This window comes from Nocardia sp. Tas62D01, from assembly GCF_055232035.1.
In genome coordinates this window covers 2,054,481-2,075,507 of record NZ_JBUYUZ010000001.1, presented here as the reverse complement: position 1 = coordinate 2,075,507, position 21,027 = coordinate 2,054,481, and the positions used below count along the sequence as shown (strand labels likewise).

The window sequence follows — 21,027 nt, the reverse complement described above, 5'->3', positions numbered from 1 at the left end:
TGCGTTTCAGTTCACGGTTGTCGTGCAAACCCCACGACGACACCCCGCACCCACTCCGTGATGTCGGCAGCGACCCGCGCCTGCACCGGTTCGTGCAGCAGATCGTGTCCGGCTCCGGAGTACTCCCGCAAATCTACCGATTCGTGGCGGCTAGTCCAGACCCTCATCGCATCGATGGGGGCACGGCGGTCGTCGACGCCGTGCAAGGCAAGTACCGGAAGGGTGTTCGGCAGTGGCGAACCGGGTGCCCCGGGGTTGCCGCCGCCCAGTGCCCGCTTCGGCACGCCGGATAGCACCAGCCCGACCAGTGCGGTCGGTAACAGGCTCGGGGTCCGGGGATAGTTCGCCTCTACCGCGTTCAAATCGTCGGTCGCCGAGCCGACATTCGGCACCGCCGCGCCGAGCGCGCCGAGGGCCGTGACCGCGCCGAGCGAGTGGCCCATCAGGATCAGCGGCGTCGCCGGTAGCTCCGTCTGCACCAGCTCGACCAGCGTCGTCGCGTCCGCAACCAGCTCGGCGAGGTTGCCAGGATTGGTCGGGTCGCCCTCGCTCAAGCCGTGTCCGGAGGTGTCCAGCGCCCACACCTCGATCCCCGCAGCGCGCGGCGTTCGCGCGAAGCGGTGATAGTGCCCGCTGTGCTGCCCGATCCCGGGTAGTAGTACGACGACGCCCGCTCTGTCTTCGACCGGCCAGCGCCGATAGTGCATACGGCCACGAGCGCTATCGAAAAATGGCATCCACAGATAGTGCCAAACCTTCTGCGTTTCAGTCGAGATCATCGACGATTCGGCAGGGTGGCTAGACTCCCTGCCGATCAGTGTTCGTTCCATGAGTCGAGGTGCCGGTTGCGCATGCTCCGTCCTTCCTGGCCGATCGCCGCGCTGATCGCCATCGCCTGTGGCGCTGTCGGTGGGCCGTCCGCCGCTGCGGAGCCGATCGCCGCGTGCGGCCGCGCCCAGTCCGCGACCGCCGTGCCCGCCGGTATACCGATCCTCGACTGGTCGGAGAACGTGGGATACGACGTGCAGGGCAACCTGTGGGTTTCGCGCCTCTACCGCAATGAAGTCCAGCGCTATGACAGTGCGGGCACGCTGACCGGGCGAGTCCACGTCGAATTCCCCGGCGCCGTGCGCCGCGGCCCCGATGGACTGCTCTATGTCGTCTACGGCGACTCGCCCACCAGTGTGATCAGCCCCGGCGGCGTGGTTCGTTTCGACCCGACCGCCGCCGACCCGAAGCCCGAGCCGTTCGCCACCGGGTTCACCGTGCCCAACGGCGCCGCCTTCGACTCGGCGGGCAATCTCTACATCGCCGCCATGTCCGGTGTGATCCGGATCCGCCCGGACACTACCGTCGACAGCGACTGGACCGCACGGGCGTCCAAGACCGGCGCCAACGGCATCGTCGTGCGCGACCGCTCGATCTACCTCACCGCCAACGGCAATCCGCTCGGCCGGGTGCTGCGCATGTCGATCGACGACCCGGCCGCCCAGACCGTCGTCGCCGACCTGTCCTCGACGTTGCCCGGCATCCCCGACTTCGCCGACGACCTGGTCGATCGCGACGGCATCCTCTACGTCACCACCATCTCCGGCCAACTGGTCCGCATCGACCCGGACCGGAACACCGCCTGCGCCGTGCTGACCGCCCAGTCGATGACCTCCGTCGTCGCGGTACCCGGCCACACCGACGAACTCCTCGCGGGCACCGAGAGCGGCGCGATCCTCCGCATTCGCCTGCCCCGCTGACGCGGTGTCGGCCACTGAGGCGAATACCAACGCCCGCTGGACCGATCGTCGAGAGCCGTACCTCTTGTCGGGATGTGCACTGGTTGTGGGTGCCCCATGTGGGCGCGAATCCCGAGAAAGAGTGCGAACTTACGGTGCGCCCGTCGCCTTGTCGATCCGGGCGGCGATGGCGCGCAACTGCGCGATCAATGCGGGCGGTTGGTGGACCTGGAAGTCGGCGCCGAGCCCGATCAGGCGGTGGGCCAACCATTCCGGTGCATCGTCGCGGGTGGCGTCCAGTCGGCAGGAGTTGTCGTCTATCGCGGCTACTTCGCCCTTGGCGTCGCCGAGTCGGCCGATGATCTGTCCGGCCGGTGCCCGGATGGTCACGCTGACGCGGAAAGCCGGTGTACCCCAATCGGTTCGGCGTCCGGCCACATATGCGGCGGGATCGGCGGCCGGTAGTTCGCGTCGCGTGCAACGTGCGCCGGTGGCGTGCGGGCGCTCGACGCGATCCAGGCGGAAGATGCGCCAGCCGTCGCGGTCGATGTCGTAGCCGACGAGATACCAGCGGCGGCGCGAGGTGACGAGACCGGCAGGCTCAACATGCCGCCGGGTCTCGGCGCCGGTGCCGCCGCAATAGGCGAAACGCACTCGCTCCCTGTTGGTTACGGCCGCGGCCAAGGCGGTGAGCACCTCCGGGTCGACCGACGGACCGTCCTCGCTAGGCAGGACCATGGCCGTGCCGAGCACCCGCACGCGCCGCCGCAGTTGCGCGGGCAGCACCTGCTCCAGTTTGGCCAATGCGCGGACCGACGACTCCTCGATCCCGGTGACGGCATACCCGGCGGCCGCACGCAGACCCACCGCGATGGCGACCGCTTCGTCGTCGTCCACCAGCAGCGGCGGCATTGCCGAACCCGCGACCAGCCGGTAGCCGCCCAGCGATCCCATCGTCGCCTCTACCGGATAGCCGAGTTCACGCAGCCGGCCTATATCGCGGCGCACGGTGCGATCGGTGACGCCGAGTCGGTCGGCCAGTTCGCTGCCCGGCCATTCGCGGGGCGTCTGCAGTAGCGAGAGCAGGCGCAGCAGTCGGGCAGGGGTGTCATTCATGATTTTCAGGATTCCAGACGACTAGGACATAGATGGTCCTATATCGGCTCTACCTTCGATCACGAACCGAATGACCGACAGGCAAGGAGCCCCACCGATGAGCAACGACCAGACCGCCATTCGCCCGTTCCGCATCGACATCCCGCAGGCGGACCTCGACGATCTGCTCGACCGGCTGGCGCGCACCCGCTGGTCGGCGCAGCTGCCCGGTGCGGGTTGGGATCGTGGCGTCCCGGTCGACTACCTGAAGGACCTGGCCGAATACTGGCGCAGCGGCTACGACTGGCGGGCACAGGAGGCGGCGCTGAACGAGTTCCCGCAGTTCATCACCGAAATCGACGGCCACGACGTGCATTTCCTGCACGTGCGTTCACCGGAGCCGGACGCCTTGCCGCTGCTCCTCACGCACGGCTGGCCCAACTCGTTCGTCGAGTTCACCAAAATCATTGGGCTGCTGACGGATCCGCGTGCGAACGGCCTCGACCCGGCGCAGGCGTTCCATGTCGTGGTCCCGTCGGTCCCGGGTTTCGCTTTCTCCGAAGCGCCGAAGGAAACCGGTATGACGGTGCGCCGGGTGGCCGAGATGTGGGTGACACTGATGGACCGCCTCGGCTACGAGCGCTACGGCGCCCAGGGCGGCGATCTCGGCGCCTACGTCGCGCCCGAAATGGCGATCGCCGCCTCCGATCGTATGGTCGGCGTGCACATCGACGGCGGCATCGGTATGCCGACCGCGGTCGACGTCCCCACCATGACCCCGGACGAGCGCGCCGAGTGGGATCTGATGCAGCAGTGGATGACCGGCGGCGTCAACCACCACGTCCTACTGCACGCGGCGCCGCAGACCTTCGCCCACGCCTGGGCCGATTCCCCGGTTGGCCTGCTGGCCTGGCTGATGCAGAAGTTCAACGAATTCACCCCGCTTGCCGACCTGGCCGAGGATGTGATGGATCGCGATCACCTGCTGACCAATATCGCCCTCTACTGGTTCACCAACACCGCGGCCACGTCGTCTTGGCCGATGTACAACGGCCTCGGCGACAACGGATTTGCTTGGCCCACCGGCCAAAAGCTGGTCCCCACCGGCGTTTACGCGGGCGGCTCGGCGCTGATGCTCCGACTCGCCGAGCGCGACAACATCATCGCCCACTGGCCCGACGGCAACACCGGCAATCACTTCGTCCCCATGGAACTCCCGGAAATGCATGCCGCCGATGTCCGCACCTTCTTCGCGAAGGTCCGCTGAAAACCGTTGACCGGCAACGCCTCTGATGGGTGGTGCCGGCCGACGAACCTGCTGGGCAACGCGGCGATCTGGTGCCCACGTCAGAAACGATGGCTGAGTAAGCCTTTCGAAAGTTCGCACCAATGGCGCATCGACGCGGGAGCGGCTTGGGCCTGGTCCGGGGGAGCCGGAAGGGGCGAATCAAGCGGGCGCCGGTTGGGCATTACCGGGGTCGACGAGGTTTGCGCCGGGGACAGCGGGGGCCGGGGCGGCGGGGACGGGCGCCGGCGCGTTCGGGACCGCGAAGATGCCGACCGTCGGTGTCATCACGCAGTGCGCGAACGGGTAGTCGATGATGCCCCACATCGAGGCGAGCAGGGTGCCGGGTCCGCTGTTCACGGTCTTCGACAGCGTCGGCAGGCCCATTTCGGTCCGGTCGTCGAGCGTGTCGAGGCCGCTTGCGCCGGTGTTGAGGTTGACCCAGGCGACGACCAGTCCGGAGGCGAGTGGCGAACCCGAGTGCGCGGGGGTGGCGCTGAAACGCAGGGTGCCCGGTTCGGGGTTGTCGCCCTCGTCCGGGATGGGGCCGTTGGTGGTGGCCGCGGCGATGATGGTGGTGATGGGGCCGCTGCTGCCGCAGCCGAAGGTCGGTGCCGCGTAGGCGAACGGGATGAAGGCGCTGGCGACGTGGCGCAAGTCGGACACCTTCACCAGATCGGCGTACTGCCGGAGGGTGGCGACGCCCGCCTGCGCGATCGGGTCGGTTCCGGCGGCGTCGGCGAGCTCGGCGAGACCGGTGTCGACGGGGGAGGGCGCGGCTGGTTCGGCCGCGGCCGTGCCGGTGAGGGCCAGAACCGCACCGATGCCGAGGGAAGTGACTGCCGCGGCGGCGCGTGCGATTGATCTGCCGTTCACTTGTTCTACTCCTAGATCCCGATTTCCCAGGGTTCCCAACCCACGCCAGCAACGTACCAGTTCGTCGCTTTCGTCGCCTAGGTAGCCGGTGGCGGTAGTCCGCTTGCTCGACCGTCTACGCGTGTCCTCCCGCTGCGATCCAATCGACAGTGAGAGATTACCGGAGGGTAGGTTTGACTCGGACGTACGAGACACAACGGGAGTTGCGTATGAAAATATCCCTGTCCCCCGACGAGGCCGCCTTCCGCGACGAGCTGCGACAGTTCTATCGGACCGAGATCCCCGAAGACATCCGCGAGCGCGTGAAATACGGCCGCGAACTGTCCCGCGACGACATCGTCACCGCGCACAAGATCCTCAATGACCATGGTCTCGCCGTGCCGAACTGGCCGGTGGAGTGGGGCGGCAAGGACTGGACGTCGATGCAGCGGCACATCTGGCAGGACGAGATGCAGCTGGCCTCGGTGCCCGAGCCGCTCACCTTCAACGCCCAGATGGTCGGCCCGGTGATCGCGCACTTCGGCTCGCAGGAGATCAAGGAGCGCTTCCTGCCGCCCACCGCGGCACTGGATATCTGGTGGTGCCAGGGCTTCTCCGAGCCCGACGCCGGATCGGACCTGGCTTCGCTGCGCACCACCGCGGTGCGCGACGGCGACTCCTACATCGTCAACGGCCAAAAGATCTGGACCACCCTCGCGCAGTACGCCGACTGGATCTTCTGTCTCGTGCGCACCGACCTGAACGCGCCGAAGAAGCAGGCTGGCATCTCCTTCCTGCTGTTCGACGTGAAGAGCCCCGGCGTCACCGTCCGCCCGATCAAACTGATCGACGGCAGCTACGAGGTGAACGAGGTCTTCTTCGAGAATGTCCGGGTGCCCGCCGATCAGCTGGTCGGCGAGGAAAACATGGGCTGGACCTACGCCAAGTTCCTGCTCGGCAACGAGCGCACCGGCATCACCGGCGTCGGCCGCACCAAGGTCAAGATCGGTGTCGCGAAGGACTATGCGCGCCAGACCAAGTCGGGCTCGGGCACGCTGCTCGGGGACCCGGTCTTCGCGGCCAGGGTGGCTGAGCTGGAGAACGAACTTCTTGCGCTGGAGATCACCCAGCTGCGCGTGGTCTCCAATTCCGTAGAGGGTAAACCGAATCCGGCCTCCTCGGTGCTGAAACTGCGCGGCTCGGAGCTGCAGCAGGCCGCCACCGAACTGCTGCTCGACATCGCGGGCCAAGACGCACTGCCGGTCGACGCCGACGACATCGCCTCGCCCGGCTGGGCGCAGCGCAGTGGCCCCAGCTATCTGAACTACCGCAAGACAACCATCTACGGAGGTTCGAGCGAGGTGCAGCGCACCATCATCGCCTCCACGATCCTCGGATTGTGAGGCAACACCATGGATTTCGAACTCACCGATGAACAGGTCATGCTGCGCGACACCGTCCGCGATCTGCTTGCCCGCAACTACGATCCCGAGTCCCGGCTGAAGGTGATCGACACCGAACTCGGCTGGAGCCGCGACGTGTGGCGCCAGCTGGCCGAACTCGGCGTGCTCGGTCTGAGCTTCACCGAGGAGGATGGCGGCGTCGGCGCCGGACCGGTGGAGACGAACCTCGTGCTCGAAGAGGTCGGCCGCAGGCTCGCGCCCGAGCCGATTCTGGACGCGGTGCTGGTGCCCGGCGGTCTGATCGCCCGGGTCGGCAGCGCCGAACAGCGGCAGCGGATCCTGCCCGAGGTCGCCGAGGGCAACAAGCTGCTCGCCTTCGCGCACGCCGAGCCCGGCGTGCGCCGGCCGTCCACCGAGCTCACCACAACCGCTGTGGCGCAGGGTGATTCGTACGTGCTGACCGGCATCAAGAACCCGGTCCCACACGGCGACTGCGCCGACGAACTGGTGGTCGGCGCGGTGCTGCCCGGTGGCGGCGTCGGCCTGTTCCTGGTCGGTCTGGATGCCGCAGGCGTGGTCCGCAAGTCGTATCGGACCTTCGATGGACAGCGCGGCGCTCAGATCGAACTCGACAAGGCGCCTGCCGAATTGCTGGGTGACAACCGCGATGCCGCCGAGGCTATTGCCTCGACGATCGGCCACGCCCAGGCCGGGCTCTGCGCGGAATCCGTCGGTGCGATGGAGGAAGCATTGCGGCTTACCGCCGAATACCTGCGGACGCGCAAGCAATTCGGGGTTACGCTGTCGAAGTTCCAGACGCTGACCCAGCGGGCCGCGAACATGTACGTCTCGCTGGAACTGGCGCGCAGCATGAGTTTGTACGCGACCGCGTCACTGGCCGACGGCGCCGAAGACCCCGTTGTCGCGTCGCGGGCCCGCCTGCAAGTCGGTCGCTCGGGCAGGCATATCGGCCAGGAAGCGATTCAGATGCACGGCGGTATCGCCGTCACCGCGGAGTACCCGGTCGGCCATTACGTCGCCAGGCTCACCGCCATTGAGCGCACCCTCGGCGGCGGGTTCGAGCACCTGCGGGTGCTGAGCGATCGGGTCGGCGAGTACGACCTGGCGGAGCTGTAAGCCCTTGCGGCGGTGTGTGCGCCACTCGGCGCACGCACCGCCGCGGGTCACTCGCCGTCGTGGTACGGACTGCCGGCGGTGGTGCTCGGTGACGTCCAGGTGGTGGTCGCCGGTTCGTCGGGCTCGGTCGTGACGATCGGCGGCGGAGGCGGTGGTAACGGGGTGGTGCTGTTGTTCAGAGTGGTCGTCCGACCGGGCCGGGACGTGGTTTCCCCGGGGGTCGACAACGGCGGCACGGTGAAGCCGGCGGCCCTGGGCGGCCGGTCCGGGGCGACCTGCCAACTGGGCGAGGGCGGTATCAACACCTTCGGCACGGTCTTGCCGGTGCTTTCCCGGACCGGGGCGTCGACCTCGGCCGCGGATTTGATCGGCGGGGGAGCCACGTAAGTGTCGTGCTTGCCGACTCCGCAGGCGCCGATCAGCACGAGACCGAGGGAGACCGCGCCTGCGGCAATCGCCGGACCGGCGATCTTGGCCCTACTGCTCTCCATCGGTGACACTCCTCGTGTGTTTCGAGTTGGGGCTCACATTAACCCAGGCGGGTCGCCCCGGCCAGGTGAGAAGTCGCTTGGGGGGTGTGCCGAACCGGCACATTTAAACATCAGTAATTCAGATATCGAATTGATCTCTTCGGCGTGTCGCGGGCACGTGTCGTAGTCACGCCGCGTGGGCGAGTCGTAGCGTATGTCAGCAAAGTTACGCGTGAGACGCCTGTACCCAGATGAGAGACGCGCTGAGCGATTTGCGCGATAGCAATTCTCTAATCGGCGTCACCGAGGAGTAGATGATGGCAGCTTACTCGACAACCCGGCTGCGCGGCGCGGCCGCGGCCACCACTGCGGCGGCCCCGGCGACACCGCAGCGTATGGTGTCGAACCCGCCCGTGCGAACTCTGTTCACGATCCTGTCGCGGACGCTCGCCTGGCTGATCTTCATCGGCGGAATCGTCGGGGCCGTCCTCGGCATCGCCGGCCTACGTGTCGAAATCACCGTTGCCGGGCTGATTCTCGCGTGCACCGCGGGCTTGGTTCTGCTGCGGCTACGGGCAGGTGGCGGCGAAACCGACTGAGCCACCGGTTCATAAGCCGTCGGGTGCTGTGCCCGGTGTGAAAATAACGAGCGCGCAGCACCTTGGGGGCCTAGCGTGATCGGCATGAGGATCGAGATCACCACCGACCCCGCGGAGTTCCGATCGCGGACGGAAACGTTCCTCGGCCATGATCCGCTGCGGCACACCGTCGTCACCACGAGCATTGCCAACTCCATCGGCGGTCTGGACGGCGAACGCGAGCCGTCGCGGTTCCTGTCGGTGCACGATGGCGACACCGTGGTCGGTGTCGCCATGCGCGGGGCGGGTCGCGACCTGTATCTCGGTGAGTTGCCCGACGGCAGTGTGGATGCCGTCGCCGAGGCGCTGGCCGAGGTCGCTCCGGCGGCAGGCGGGGTCGAGGGAACGCTCGATCACGTCACCCGATTCGGCGAGCGCTGGAGTGCGCTGCGCGGTGTCGGGCACCGGCGTTCCTTTGCCACCCGGCTGTACCGGCTCGGCGCCCTGCGAGTGCCGAGCGCCGCCGGATCATCGCGCCGCGCCGTCGAATCCGACGCCGAACTGTGCGCCGCCTGGGCCGAGGCCATGCGCGTCGAGTCCGGGATGGCCCCGCAGGGCTGGACCGCCGCGGTCGTCACCAATCGGATCGCGGCGGGCCGCTGGTGGCTCTGGGAACACGAGGGCAGGCCGGTCTGCCTGGCGGCCCATCAAATACCCGCGCTCGGCTGGTCGCGCATCGGTCCCGTCTATACCCCGCCCGCCGAACGTGGCCACGGCTACGCCAGCATCCTCACCGCGCACGTCGCCCGCACGCTGCGCACCAGGGGCATCGACGTCTGCCTGTTCGCCGACACCGACAACCCGACCTCGAACAAGATCTACCAGGCCATCGGCTTCGAACCGGTCCAGGAATTCGTGCGCTACCAATTCACCTGATACCGCGCCTATTTCGCGGCGAAGCGCGGGGAGCCGCATGATGCGGATCCCCGCGCCCGCGGTCGCTAGTCGGTGGCCAGCACCGTGCCGGCGCCGACGGTGCGCCCGCCCTCACGGATGGCGAAGCCGAGTCCCGGCTCCAGCGGAACCGGGCGGCCGAGCCGTACGGTCAGTTCGACCGTCTCACCGGGCCGGGCCATGCCGGTGTCGCCGGGCAGGGTCACATCGCCCACGACATCGCCCGTCCGCACGTAGAACTGCGGGCGGTAGCCGGAGGTGATCGGCGTGCGCCTGCCACCCTCCGCCGTGCCGAGCAGGTACACCCGGGCGGTGAACCCGGTGTGCACCGCGATGCTGCCCGGCTCCGCGACGACCTGGCCACGACGGACCTGACCGCGTTGCACGCCGCGCAGCAGCAGCGCGACATTGTCGCCCGCTTCCGCGAACTCCATAGTCCGGCCGAAGGTTTCCACCCCGGTGACTACCGTGGTCAGCGACTCGCCGTCGAGGCCGAGCAGCTCGACCCGGTCGCCGAGCCGGACCTGGCCACGTTCCACCGCGCCGGTGACGACGGTGCCCCGACCGGTAATGGTCAGGACGTTCTCCACCGGAAGCAGGAACGGCGCGTCGGTGTACCGGACGGGAATGGGCACGTGGGTATCCACTGCGTCCAGCAGTTCCAGCAGCGCAGCCGTCCATCGCTCGTCGCCTTCCAGCGCACGCAGCCCCGAAACCCGGACGACCGGCAACTCCCCGCCCGGGTAGCCCTGGGCGGTGAGCAGGTCACGAACCTCCAGCTCGATCAGGTCGAGCAGCTCCGGGTCACCCGCGTCGGCCTTGTTGAGGGCCACCACGATGTGCTCGACACCGACCTGACGCGCCAGCAGCACATGCTCGGCCGTTTGCGGCATCACGCCGTCCTGCGCGGAGACCACGAGGATGGCGCCGTCCAGCTGGGAGGCGCCGGTGATCATGTTCTTCACGAAGTCGGCGTGGCCCGGCATGTCGATGTGCGCGTAATGCCTTGTGGCCGTTTCATATTCGACGTGCGCAATATTGATGGTGATACCGCGCAGCGCCTCCTCCGGCGCCCGGTCGATCCGGTCGAAGGGTACGAAGCTGGCGCCACCCTGCTCGGCGAGCACCTTGGTGATCGCGGCCGTGAGGGTGGTTTTGCCATGATCGACATGACCCATGGTGCCGATGTTGAGGTGCGGCTTGGTACGGACATATGTCTTCTTGGACATGGGATTTCCCTGGTTGCGTTCGGCTGGCGCCGAATGTCGATGACGGAACCTCTGCGATGGGGAGACCTTCCCCGTCCGAGGTCCCGGGACATCCCGGGGAAGGTCAGCTTCGGGCGCCGTCGAGCTGCGCGGCAAGTGCTGCCGACGCTGCCAGGGCAGCCGCCATCGCGTCCGCGACTGCGGACCGCCGAGCGATGGCGTAGCTGAACATGTCGAGAATGGTAGGAGACGAGACCGGCCGCGCGCGAAGGGTTTTTCGCGTCCGGCCGGTGAGCTGGCTCGGGTAGTCAGCTCAAAGGTGCACTGCGCCACCAGCGCAACGCCTTGTCGATGCTGCCTGCTAGGCCGTCGGTGTACATCAGGAACTGGGCGCGGTTCTTGTCGCCGGTGAAGACGGTGAGGATCTTCGGCCCGTCGTTCGTGTACTTGTAGTTCGTGTACGACTTGCCGCCATTGGTATCGGTCGACTTGGTGTTCGTCGGCAGGCTGTTCACCACCGACTGCACGTCCGCGGCGGAGTTGTAGACGAAGATTGTGTAGAACGGGTCGGGGTCGGAGCTGTCGCCGCCGCCGTAGCAATCCCATTCGTAGACCCATTTGCCGAAATCCGGTGAGCCGGTGGTCGGCGGCGATGGGGACGACGGATCGGCCGCGATGCAGTGCGCGCCGTTGTAGCCGGCGTCGCCGGTCTTGGAGGTGGGCACCATGCGGGGGAACGCGGCGCTGATCGCGTCCGCGTTCGGGGTCACTGAACCGCCGTTGCCCGACGAGGACGACGTGCTGGTGCCCCGGCTGTTGGACGACGTATTGCTGCCCGACATCGCCCCGATGACCAGTAGCGCCACCAGGATCAATACCACCGCGGCCACACCGATGCCGATGATGAGCCCGGCGTTCGACTTTCGTCGCGGCGGTTGACCGTGCGACGGCCGCCGCATGCCACCGACCGGCGGCCCCGGCGGACCGGGCGGTGTGGCGAATCCGAATCCTTGCTGCGGGTTGTACGGACGGGCCGGCCCGGACTGCTGATGGTTCGGGCCCGACTGCTGGTGCGTCGGCCCGGGCTGCATGGGTTGGTGCTGGTGCTGAATCGGCTGGTGCTGCACCGGTGTTCGGGGCGGCGGGTTGGTCATGGGCGGCCCGGTCAGCGAGTGCGGTCCGCTGGTCTGCGGTGCTGGTCCGTTGGCCACCGGATACGGCATGCCCGTCACCGGAATCGGCGGTCCGGTCTGCGGCCGCGGCCCACCGGCGATCGGTGTGCCAGGGCCGGTGACCGGACGCGGCCCACCGACCACCGGCATCGACGGCACGCTGGGATTGACGAGCGCGTGGCGCGCGGCGGCGGCGAACTCCGAACAGGAGGCGTACCTGTCGTCTGGGCGCTTCGCCATCGCCCTGGCCAGCACGCTGTCCAGGGCGTAGGGCAGTCCGGGGCGAGAGCTGCTGAGCGCGGGCGGCGCGCCCTGCAGGTGACCCTGGATCACGGCGGCCGGGTTGGTCGCCGCGAACGGGCCGGTGCCGGTGAACAGCCAGAACAGCGAGCACGCCAGCGAATACTGATCCGATCGATGATCCAGCGTTGCGCCGGTCAGTTGCTCCGGCGACGCGTAGGCCAGGGTCGCGGTGAAGGTGCCGGTCTGGGTGAGATGGCCGGTGTCGTCGCGCAGCCGCGCGATGCCGAAGTCGGTCAGGTAGACCCGTTCACCGCGGCCGCTGCCCGAGCGGGCCAGCAGGATGTTCGCCGGCTTGACGTCGCGGTGCAGTACGCCCATGCCATGCGCGTAGTCGAGCGCGTCTGCGGTTTCCTTGATGATCTGCACCGCACGCTCCGGCGGCAGCTTCTCGGGATCCACCGACGCGGCGTCGATGCCGTCGACGTACTGCATCGAGATCCACAGCTGCTCGTCGTCGAGGCCGCGGTCGTACACCGTGACGATACTGGGGTGGTCGAGCTGGGCGACCAGATCCGCCTCCCGTTCGAACCTCGCCCGCACCTCCTTGTCGAAGAACATCTCCCTGTTCAACAGCTTCAGCGCCGTCATCCGCGGCAGGCGCGGATGTTTCGCCAGGTAGACCGAACCCATGCCACCGCGACCCAATTGCCGATCGATGACATAACCGGCGAAAACGTCACCGCTGGCCAGCATGTCTGCTCCACTTCCCGCCGCTCATCGGGACCCACCGATGAACAGGCGTACAGCATAAGAACGCGCAATCAGGCACGACCCCGAGCGCGGAAAACATCGAAACCTTAGCAGTATTCGGGCAACCTCAGCCGCCCATTTCATAGCGGAAGGCTATGGCGGAGGGTGTTGTTCGGGCCCCGATGGCGCCGAACGCGGTGCCCGTACCCGAACATCGGGTAGTGCGATGGTTCGCGGCCGAGGCGTGCGCCGCGGTGGCAAGGGCATGCGCGGTGCGCCGGTGTCGTTGGGTGGTTCGGTGGACCTGGCCGGTTGGCCGGTCTCGAACCGCTCCGGCGTCCGGGGCTGGTCCGAGTTTCGCTGTGGCGCTGAGGTTTGGGGTGCCACGTGCGGTTCCGGTGGTACCCGCGTCCCGGGCGGAACCGAATTCTCGGTGGGCGAATTGCTTTGTGGCGCTTGGGTTTCGGGCCTCGTCGAGCTGCTGTGCGGCGTCGCGGACTGCGGCGTGACGGTATGGGCGGGAGCGGCGCGCGGTGGGCGGCTTTGCTGCGGCGCAGCGTGCTGTGGGGTGTGCTGTGCGGGTGTGGCGTGCGGTGGCCGGCTTTGCTGGGGTGCGGCCTGTTGTGGGGTGTGCTGTGCGGGTGTGGCGTGCGGTGGCCGGCTTTGCTGGGGTGCGGCGTGCTGTGGGGTGTGCTGTGCGGGTGTGGCGTGCGGTGGCCGGCTTTGTGGTGGCACGTTGTGCGCAGGGCCGAGCGGTGCCCGGGTCGGCCCCCCGGGAGCGACTCGCCCGGTGTGCATCGGTGCGTGCTGCGGCCGCTGCGGCCCGCCCGGCGTCAGCGCCCGCCGTGCCGCCGCCGCGAACTCCGCGCAGCTACCGAACCGGTCCGCGGGCCGCTTGGCCATCGCCCTGGCCAGCACCGCGTCCAGCGCGGGTGGCAGGCCCGGTCGCGTCCGGCTCAGCACCGGCACCGGTCCATAGAGATGGCCGTTGATGACGCCCATCGGATTGGTGCCGGGGAACGGGCCGACGCCGGTCAGCATCCAGAACAGCGTGCACGCCAGCGAGTACTGATCGGCCCGGTCGTCCAGCCACATCCCGAGCAATTGTTCGGGCGCGGCATAGGCCAGGGTCGCGGTGATCGAGCCCGCCGAGCTCAGTGTGTCGCTGTCGCGCATGCCCGCGATGCCGAAATCGGTGAGCAATACCCGTTCCGGCTGTCCGATCGGCGCCTTGGCCAGCAGAATATTGGCCGGTTTCACGTCGCGGTGCAGCACGCTGTTGGCGTGCGCGAAATCCAGGGCCGCGGCGGTCTCGGCGATGATCTGCACGGCTCGCCACGGCGCGAGCACATTCACATCCGCGCAGGAGGCATCCGCGCCGGGGACGAACTGCATCGAGATCCAGAGCTGCTCGTCCTCGGTGCCGCGGTCGTACACGGTGACGATATTGGGGTGGTCGAGCTGGGCGACCAGGTCGGCCTCGCGCTCGAAGCGGCGCCGGATCTCGGTGTCGGTGTAGAGGTCGCGATTGAGCAGTTTCAGCGCGGTCAGCCGCGGCAGCCGGGGATGTTGCGCCAGGTAGACGGTGCCCATACCGCCCTGGCCGAGCACACGCTGGATGGCGTAGCCCGCGAAGATGTCGCCTTTTTTCAACACAGTGGATTCACCCCCTCATCAGGTCGAGCACCTGGATCCTACCGATGTATCTCTGCCGACCCCGCGGATGCAACAGACTCGTTGCCCTGTCGGTGGCACTCGTTACGCTGAGCCTCATGCGCATTGGAGCACACGTCCGGCTCGACAGCGATCCGATCGGCTTCGGTGAGAAACTCGGCGCCGATGTCATCCAGCTGTTCGTTGTCGATCCGCAGAGCTGGGACAAGCCGACACCGCATCCGCGGACCCAGGAGATCCTCGCCAGTCCGATCGATGTGGTCGTGCACTCGTCCTATCAGATCAATGTGGCCAGTCTGAACAACCGGCTGCGGATGCCGTCGCGCAACGCGGTGGCGCAGCAGGCTGAGGCCGCCGCCGATATCGGCGCGTTGGGCTTGGTCGTGCACGGCGGGCACGTCCGGTCCGACGCGGAGATCGACACCGGAATCGACAATTGGCGCAAGCTGTTCGAACGCCAGCAGGACAAGGGCGGTTTCGCGGTGCCCATCCTGATCGAGAACACGGCGGGCGGAAACTATGCCATGGCACGGCATTTCGATTCGATCGCCCGGCTGTGGGATGCGGTCGGCGATTTCGGCGCGGGCTTCTGCCTGGACACTTGCCACGCCTGGGCCGGCGGCGAAGAATTGGTCGGCGTCGTCGAACGGATCAAGGCGGTCACCGGCCGAATCGACCTGGTGCACTTGAATTCCTCCCGCGACGAGTTCGATTCCGGCGCCGACCGGCACGCCAATTTCGGCGACGGCACCATCGACCCGCAGTTGCTCGCCGAGGTCTGCCGCACCGCGGATGCGCCGGTTATCCTCGAAACCCCCGCGGAAGGCGTCGCGGACGACCTCGCCTACCTGCGCGAACACGTAGACTGACTGCTCGCTCGCCTATTGCGGTCGCACTGCAGTTGGGATCATGGTGACGGAAAACCTGGTTGGCGAGGCAGTTCGAGTGATGTGCTCAACGGCGCATCAATCAAAATTCGAACAGCGAAGGTGATTTCATGACGGTCGACTACGCCACTCCTGTTACCGCTTCGGTGACCAAGCTCGGTGCTCGCATCGGCGCTCAGGTCGACAATGTCCGGCTCGGCGGCGACCTGGACGCGGCTACCGTCGAGGTGGCTGGAGAACACCACCCGCTGGACCTGGGCCCCCGGTGACGTGGCCATCTGGGACAACCGCGCCACCCAGCACTACGCCATCGATGACTACGACGACCAGCCCCGCAAGCTGACCCGCATCACCCTCGCGGGCGATATCCCGGTCGGTGTGAACAGCGCCGCGAGCACCATCATCAGCGGAAATGCCGAGCATTACTCCATCGTCGAGGAGCCGACGCGCCGGGCGTCCTAGGCGGTCGGTCGAGCGTCGAGGGGCACAGCAGTGTGCCCTCGACGTGTGCCGCAGCCGAGTGCCGGTCGCCCGGTACCGAGCCGGGCGACGGTCCCGGCGAGATGCCGATAGTCCACACTGGTAGCCATGAGTATTAGGCCGTTGGACGGGGTGCGCGTCCTCGAACTCGGCAATTACATCGCCGCGCCGACCGCCGGACGCATCCTCGGCGACTTCGGCGCCGAGGTAATCAAGGTGGAGCGGCCGAAGGCCGGTGATGAGCTGCGCAATTGGCGGCTCTACGGCGGCGATACCTCGATGCTCTATCGCACCATCAACCGCAACAAGAAGTCGATCACCCTCGATTTGCGCACCGAGGCGGGCCGGGGCGTCGTGCTCGACCTGATCCGGCAGTGCGATGTGCTGCTGGAGAACTTCCGGCCGGGCATGCTCGAGAAGTGGGGCCTCGGTCCCGAGGTGCTCAACGAGGTCAATCCCGATCTGGTGATCACGCGCATCTCCGCGTATGGCCAGACCGGGCCGCTGGCATCGCGGCCTGGTTTCGCCGCCGTCGCCGAGGCCGTCGGCGGCCTGCGTGAACTCGTCGGCGACCCGGACCGGCCGCCGGTGCGGACCGGCGTCTCCATCGGTGATTCCATCGCGGGCATCTACGCCGCCTTCGGCACCGTGATGACACTGTTCCAGCGCACACAACGATCGGAGTCGATTCCATTGGGGGAGCGCATTATCGATGTCGCGCTCAACGAGGCGATCCTGTCGGTAATGGAATCGCTGGTGCCCGATTACCTCGCCTACGGCATCAACCGCGAACGCGTCGGCGGCCGGATGGAAGGCATCGCGCCGAGCAACGCTTACCCGTGCGGCGACGGCTCCAGCATCATCATCGGCGGCAATGGCGATGCCATCTTCCAGCGGTACATGGGTGTGATCGGCCGCCCCGACCTGGCCGCCGCCCCCGATCTCCAGGACAACGCGGGCCGCTGGCGCAACCGGGAGCGGCTCGATGCCGCGATCGGCGAGTGGACGATCCAATACACCCGCCACGAGGCCCTGAAGATCCTGGAGGGCGCCGCCATCCCATGCGGCCCAATCTATACCGCCGCCGACATCGTCGCCGACGAGCAGTACAAGGCGCGCAATATGATTCAGTCGTTCCCAGTGGATGTCGGTGAGCCGCGACCGAAAACAGTCGGATTTCCCGGCATCGTCCCGGTGATCGGCGATAAGTCGTTGCCCATCCGCAATGTCGGACCCGATCTCGGCGAGCACACTCGTGCGGTGTTGTCAGATCTGCTCGGCATGAGTGACGCCGATATCGATGCACTGGAGGCCTCATGACTCGGAGGGTTTACGGCCGTAGGCGACCACCCGGGCGCAGCGCGTACGAACTGCGCGCACCCGGACCCCGGCGGCCCACGGTGAATCCCAATCCGGCTGTCGGGAACGGGAAGCCGTGCGGTGGCGTGATGTGCGTGCCGCAGGAAGCGAGAGAGAAGAAATGACGGCGCTCACCGAGTCGGTGCTGCGCGATGTGACTCTGCGCGACGGTCTCCAGTTGACCGGCAAAGTCCTGCCGGTGGAACGCAAGGTGGATATCGTTCGCCGCCTGCTCGCGCTCGGGGTGCCCGCGCTGGAGGTCGGTTCCATGGCTCGCCCCGATCTGGTGCCGCCGATGGCCAACACCATGGAGCTCATTGCGGCACTGAGTCCCGAAGAGCTGGAACGCTGTTGGGTCTGGGTGGCCACGCCGCGGCACATCGAGAAGGCCGCGGCCGCGGGCGTGCGCAACTTCCAATACTGCTTCTCGGTGTCGGATGCCCACAACAAGGCCAATATCGGCCGCACCACCGAGGACAGCGTGGCGGTCATGCCCGATGCCGTCCGTCTCGCCCACGGGGTCGGCGGCGCGATTCAACTCTGCCTGGCCACCAGCTTCACCTGCCCCTTCGACGGACCGGTCGACCCCGAGCGGGTGCTCGCCATCGCCAATGATCCGCGCACCGAAGGCGCTACCGAAATCGTCATCGCCGACACCCTCGGCCAAGCGCACCCCGGGCAGGTGACCGCTCTCATTTCGGCCGTCCGGGACCGAACCCCGCACCGCCGCATAGTCTTCCACGGCCACGACACCTGGGGCATGGGCGTCGCCAACACCCTCGCGGCTCTGCAAGCAGGCGCGACCATGGTCGACGGATCCCTCGGTGGCCTCGGCGGTTGCCCCTTCGCCCCCGGCGCCAGCGGCAACACCTCCACCGAAGATATCCTCTTCGCCACCCGCCCACCGTGGTTCACCCCCGCCACGCTGGCCGCCATGGTGGCGCTGTCCGAGGATCTGCTCGCCGACCTGGGCGAACCCAGCCGCTCCCGCACCGCCGAAGGCGCCCGCTCCAAAGCCGAAGCCTTCGAATGGGTTATCTGACCGTTCTGCGTCGGGAAACTCGATTGCAGGCTCCTGCGCGGACCCCAGCAGGAAATACGCCAGGAACGTGATAGATCACCGACCCCTCGACAATGCTGCCCACCACCGGCCGTTGTGCACATCCAGCTTCGCCACGGTCCCCGCAGCCATCCGAATCCGCCCCACCAGTTGACCAGTGTGGTCGACGAACTCGATGAGCTGTACGCCGATGACTCCGAGGTCAGTTTCGCAGTGCTGCGCCAGATTCCGCGGTTGGAGGCGGCAGTGAAGGAGACGCTGCGTCTGCATCCGCCACTGATCATCCTGATGCGGGTCGCCCAAGGCGAATTCGAGGTGTGCGGGCACGCGATCGAGTCCGGTGATCTGGTCGCGGCCACCCCCGCCATCTCCAACCGCATCCCCGAGGACTTCCCGAACCCGGACGCCTTCGATCCGGATCGCTACATCGACCCGAACGACGAAGACATCGTCAACCGCTGGACCTGGATCCCGTTCGGCGCTGGTCGGCACCGCTGTGTCGGCGCCGCCTTCGCGCTCATGCAGCTCAAGGCGATCTTCTCGATCCTATTGCGCGACTGGGAGTTCGAAATGGCGCAACCGTCCGACAGCTATCGCAACGACCACAGCAAGATGGTGGTGCAGCTGCAACAGCCGTGCGCGGTCCGCTACCGTCGCCGCCGAAAGCCTTAGCCATTACTTACGTTGCGCAGGCGCGGAGAGAAATATGCTGTGCTGCAGCGGGTTACGCAACCTCTTGTAGTGTGAAACGCATGATCACGCTCAAGAAGGAAGATGGCGCCGCGGATCTCAACGGCATCACCAAACTGACTGTCGGGGTGAGCTGGGATCCGTCGTCGGGCACAAGCGGCGGTGCGATCGGGTTGCTGCGTCGCAAGCGCGGTGTGGACCTGGATCTGATCGCCGTCCTCATGCAAGGCGCCGAGCCGGTTCGTTTTGCCGGACTAGACTCGCTGGACCCGATGGGCAACGGATCGGTGCAGCACACCGGCGATGAGCAGACGGGCGCAGCCTCCGGTGACGACGAGTCGGTCCACGTCACCTTCGCCGAAGTACCCGGCGCCATCGACTCCATCGTGTTCGTGGCCGCCGCCTTCAAGAAGGGCAGTTCCTTCGAAAAGGCCAACAACATTTCGTTCAAGGTGTACGACGCGACCGGCGGCAGCGCCGAGCAGGTGGCCGATATCTGGCCGTCGCTGCTCGGCAACGACAACGCCAATGCCGTGGCCAGGGCGTTCCGCTCCGGTACGGGCTGGCAGCTGGAGGTCCTCAACCGCAAGGGTCAGATCAAGCAGGGTGACAAGCAAGCCCTGCTGCGCTTCGCAATGGCCTAGGTATCGGTCTTCCGGATGGATGCCGGGATCGAGTGGCCGGGTCAGCGCCCGACGCTACGCTCGATCCCGGCATACGCCGGTATGACGTTCTTACAGAACGGCTTCGATGGCGGTGATGACCGCCGCCGAGTCGGGCTCGGTCCGGGGACGGAACCGGCCCGCCACCTTTCCTTCCCGATCGATCAGGAACTTCTCGAAGTTCCACTGGATCTCACCGGCCGTGCCGTCCGCGTCCGGCGTTTCGACCAGCGTGCCGTAGAGCGGATGCTGGTCCTCGCCCTTGACGTCGGTCTTCTCCAGCAGCGGGAAATCCACACCATAGGTGGTGGAGCAGAACTCTTGGATCTCCTCGGCCGTGCCGGGTTCCTGACCCATGAACTGGTTGCTCGGCACGCCGATCACGGTGAATCCGCGCGGTCCGTAGGTCTTCTGCAGCTCGACCAGTCCGGTGTACTGCGGCGTCAGACCGCATTTGGAAGCCACGTTCACCAGCAGCACGGCCTTGTCCCCGGCGAGTTCGCCCAGGCTCGTCGCGTCGCCGGAAAGCGTCCGCAGTGGAATGTCTCGAAGGCTCACTCGTATCGCACCTGCCACTTCTTGATTCCGTTGATCCAACCCCGATCGCAACCGTACCGGATCGGACACCTGACTGATGTTCGGGATCACGTCGGCGATGGCGTTGAGTATCAGGTCGATTTCCAGTCTGGCCAGGTTGGCGCCGACGCAATAGTGTGCTCCGGTGCCGCCGAAGCCGACGTGCGGATTGGGGTCTCCCGTAGCACGTCGAAGGTGAAGGGATTCTCGAAGGCTTCCTCGTCGAAGTTCGCCGAGCTGTAGAAGATCCCCAGCCACTGCCCCTTCTTGATCTCCTGACATGCGGTGCAGGCCGCCGCGGCGACCATGGGCGGCATCAGGCCGGGCGATCCGGCCGATCCGCGGACAGTCTGTGGCCCGCTGATCTCGCCACGGCAGCGGGCGCGGGTGGAGCGGTATCTGGAGATCGCCAAGGCCGAAGGCGGGCGGATCATCGTCGCCGGCGGCCGCCCGGCCGCCGGCGAGCGCGGCTACTACATCGAACCGACGCTGATCGCGGACATATCGAGATCGCGCTGTTCCTCTGCCACGACGCCGGCTGGCCGAATGGCACCAAGCTCGACCTGCTGGTGGGAACCATCGTCGCGCAACAGAAGAAGGAGGCCCGCAAGACAGCGGAGGCGGCCGCACAGTCCGAAGCGGCAGCGCAAGCTCGAGCGGCAGAGCAGCGCGGACCCGGTAGCGCTGTCCGCGGCGTAATTCGATCGGGCCGAAGTTCTACCCGCGACGCACGCAGAACCGGCAGAGTGGTCCACAGCACAA

Annotated in this window: 19 protein-coding genes and 4 pseudogenes; 14 read left to right on the top strand and 9 right to left on the bottom strand. The window is 67.0% G+C overall.

The annotated features are described in order from the left end of the window. Positions 1-11: 11 nt before the first annotated feature. Positions 12-737, bottom strand: coding sequence for an alpha/beta hydrolase (locus ACV7NQ_RS10170; RefSeq protein ID WP_463359391.1), 726 nt, complete (start codon positions 735-737; stop codon positions 12-14). Between the two features lie 114 nt (positions 738-851). Between ACV7NQ_RS10170 and ACV7NQ_RS10165 the strand changes: the two genes are divergently transcribed. Next, positions 852-1,748 carry an SMP-30/gluconolactonase/LRE family protein gene (locus tag ACV7NQ_RS10165; RefSeq protein ID WP_463359390.1) on the top strand — a complete coding sequence of 299 codons (897 nt, stop codon included), beginning with the start codon at positions 852-854 and terminating at the stop codon, positions 1,746-1,748. A gap of 129 nt (positions 1,749-1,877) precedes the next feature. Here the strand turns inward: ACV7NQ_RS10165 and ACV7NQ_RS10160 are convergent, their stop codons facing one another. After that, positions 1,878-2,843: a helix-turn-helix transcriptional regulator gene (locus ACV7NQ_RS10160; protein WP_463359389.1), complete on the bottom strand. Its 966-nt coding sequence runs from the start codon at positions 2,841-2,843 to the stop codon at positions 1,878-1,880. A gap of 97 nt (positions 2,844-2,940) precedes the next feature. On the opposite strand from ACV7NQ_RS10160, the gene ACV7NQ_RS10155 reads away from it, so the two are divergent. Continuing rightward, complete coding sequence (locus ACV7NQ_RS10155; RefSeq protein ID WP_463359388.1) at positions 2,941-4,089, top strand: epoxide hydrolase family protein; 1,149 nt, start codon at positions 2,941-2,943, stop codon at positions 4,087-4,089. Between the two features lie 180 nt (positions 4,090-4,269). Here the strand turns inward: ACV7NQ_RS10155 and ACV7NQ_RS10150 are convergent, their stop codons facing one another. After that, entirely contained in the window at positions 4,270-4,983 is a 714-nt protein-coding gene (locus ACV7NQ_RS10150) for a hypothetical protein (protein WP_463359387.1), read from the bottom strand. A 209-nt stretch (positions 4,984-5,192) separates the two neighbouring features. Here ACV7NQ_RS10150 and ACV7NQ_RS10145 point away from each other — a divergent pair, with 209 nt between their 5' ends. Both ACV7NQ_RS10145 and ACV7NQ_RS10140 read left to right on the top strand, forming a co-directional pair. Continuing rightward, positions 5,193-6,365, top strand: a complete 1,173-nt coding sequence (locus ACV7NQ_RS10145; RefSeq protein WP_463359386.1) for an acyl-CoA dehydrogenase family protein — start codon at positions 5,193-5,195, stop codon at positions 6,363-6,365. 9 nt (positions 6,366-6,374) lie between these two features. Next, positions 6,375-7,502, top strand: a complete 1,128-nt coding sequence (locus ACV7NQ_RS10140) for an acyl-CoA dehydrogenase family protein (protein WP_463359385.1) — start codon at positions 6,375-6,377, stop codon at positions 7,500-7,502. Between the two features lie 47 nt (positions 7,503-7,549). Here ACV7NQ_RS10140 and ACV7NQ_RS10135 read toward each other — a convergent pair whose 3' ends face one another. Continuing rightward, positions 7,550-7,993 carry a hypothetical protein gene (locus ACV7NQ_RS10135; protein ID WP_463359384.1) on the bottom strand — a complete coding sequence of 148 codons (444 nt, stop codon included), beginning with the start codon at positions 7,991-7,993 and terminating at the stop codon, positions 7,550-7,552. 296 nt (positions 7,994-8,289) lie between these two features. Here ACV7NQ_RS10135 and ACV7NQ_RS10130 point away from each other — a divergent pair, with 296 nt between their 5' ends. Together ACV7NQ_RS10130 and ACV7NQ_RS10125 are read left to right on the top strand one after the other, a co-directional pair. Continuing rightward, positions 8,290-8,571 carry a hypothetical protein gene (locus ACV7NQ_RS10130; RefSeq protein ID WP_463359383.1) on the top strand — a complete coding sequence of 94 codons (282 nt, stop codon included), beginning with the start codon at positions 8,290-8,292 and terminating at the stop codon, positions 8,569-8,571. 84 nt (positions 8,572-8,655) lie between these two features. After that, positions 8,656-9,486: a GNAT family N-acetyltransferase gene (locus tag ACV7NQ_RS10125; protein ID WP_463359382.1), complete on the top strand. Its 831-nt coding sequence runs from the start codon at positions 8,656-8,658 to the stop codon at positions 9,484-9,486. A gap of 65 nt (positions 9,487-9,551) precedes the next feature. Here the strand turns inward: ACV7NQ_RS10125 and tuf are convergent, their stop codons facing one another. The 3 genes from tuf to ACV7NQ_RS10110 form a co-directional block, all read right to left on the bottom strand. Continuing rightward, positions 9,552-10,733 carry an elongation factor Tu gene (gene tuf / locus ACV7NQ_RS10120; RefSeq protein ID WP_463359381.1) on the bottom strand — a complete coding sequence of 394 codons (1,182 nt, stop codon included), beginning with the start codon at positions 10,731-10,733 and terminating at the stop codon, positions 9,552-9,554. A 287-nt stretch (positions 10,734-11,020) separates the two neighbouring features. Continuing rightward, positions 11,021-12,880 carry a serine/threonine-protein kinase gene (locus tag ACV7NQ_RS10115; protein ID WP_463359380.1) on the bottom strand — a complete coding sequence of 620 codons (1,860 nt, stop codon included), beginning with the start codon at positions 12,878-12,880 and terminating at the stop codon, positions 11,021-11,023. Between the two features lie 150 nt (positions 12,881-13,030). After that, positions 13,031-14,533 (bottom strand): serine/threonine-protein kinase, encoded by a 1,503-nt coding sequence (locus ACV7NQ_RS10110; RefSeq protein ID WP_463359379.1) that lies wholly within the window; start codon positions 14,531-14,533, stop codon positions 13,031-13,033. A 116-nt stretch (positions 14,534-14,649) separates the two neighbouring features. On the opposite strand from ACV7NQ_RS10110, the gene ACV7NQ_RS10105 reads away from it, so the two are divergent. The 7 genes and pseudogenes from ACV7NQ_RS10105 (at position 14,650) to ACV7NQ_RS10075 (ending at position 19,671) form a co-directional block, all read left to right on the top strand. Then, the gene (locus tag ACV7NQ_RS10105) at positions 14,650-15,420 is read left to right on the top strand and encodes a deoxyribonuclease IV (protein WP_463359378.1); all 771 of its coding nucleotides are present in this window, start codon (positions 14,650-14,652) and stop codon (positions 15,418-15,420) included. A gap of 128 nt (positions 15,421-15,548) precedes the next feature. Further along, on the top strand, positions 15,549-15,707 hold the full coding sequence (locus ACV7NQ_RS10100; RefSeq protein ID WP_463366106.1) for a hypothetical protein: 159 nt from the start codon (positions 15,549-15,551) through the stop codon (positions 15,705-15,707). After that, positions 15,673-15,900, top strand: a pseudogene (locus ACV7NQ_RS10095) (TauD/TfdA dioxygenase family protein); the annotation flags it as partial. The gene ACV7NQ_RS10100 and the pseudogene ACV7NQ_RS10095, both read left to right, overlap by 35 nt. Before the next feature lie 126 nt (positions 15,901-16,026). Then, on the top strand, positions 16,027-17,238 hold the full coding sequence (locus ACV7NQ_RS10090) for a CaiB/BaiF CoA transferase family protein (RefSeq protein WP_463359377.1): 1,212 nt from the start codon (positions 16,027-16,029) through the stop codon (positions 17,236-17,238). Positions 17,239-17,398: 160 nt separating this feature from the next. Continuing rightward, positions 17,399-18,319, top strand: coding sequence for a hydroxymethylglutaryl-CoA lyase (locus tag ACV7NQ_RS10085; RefSeq protein ID WP_463359376.1), 921 nt, complete (start codon positions 17,399-17,401; stop codon positions 18,317-18,319). A gap of 177 nt (positions 18,320-18,496) precedes the next feature. Next, positions 18,497-19,009 (top strand): annotated as a pseudogene (locus ACV7NQ_RS10080) (cytochrome P450); the annotation flags it as partial. A gap of 80 nt (positions 19,010-19,089) precedes the next feature. Continuing rightward, entirely contained in the window at positions 19,090-19,671 is a 582-nt protein-coding gene (locus ACV7NQ_RS10075; protein WP_463359375.1) for a TerD family protein, read from the top strand. Positions 19,672-19,761: 90 nt separating this feature from the next. Here ACV7NQ_RS10075 and ACV7NQ_RS10070 read toward each other — a convergent pair whose 3' ends face one another. Continuing rightward, positions 19,762-20,247, bottom strand: coding sequence for a glutathione peroxidase (locus ACV7NQ_RS10070; protein WP_463359374.1), 486 nt, complete (start codon positions 20,245-20,247; stop codon positions 19,762-19,764). Beyond that, positions 20,244-20,543: pseudogene (locus ACV7NQ_RS10065) on the bottom strand (cytochrome P450); the annotation flags it as partial. The pseudogene ACV7NQ_RS10065 and the gene ACV7NQ_RS10070, both read right to left, overlap by 4 nt. Before the next feature lie 4 nt (positions 20,544-20,547). On the opposite strand from ACV7NQ_RS10065, the pseudogene ACV7NQ_RS10060 reads away from it, so the two are divergent. After that, a pseudogene (locus ACV7NQ_RS10060) lies at positions 20,548-20,778 on the top strand (aldehyde dehydrogenase family protein); the annotation flags it as partial. Positions 20,779-21,027 lie beyond the last annotated feature (249 nt).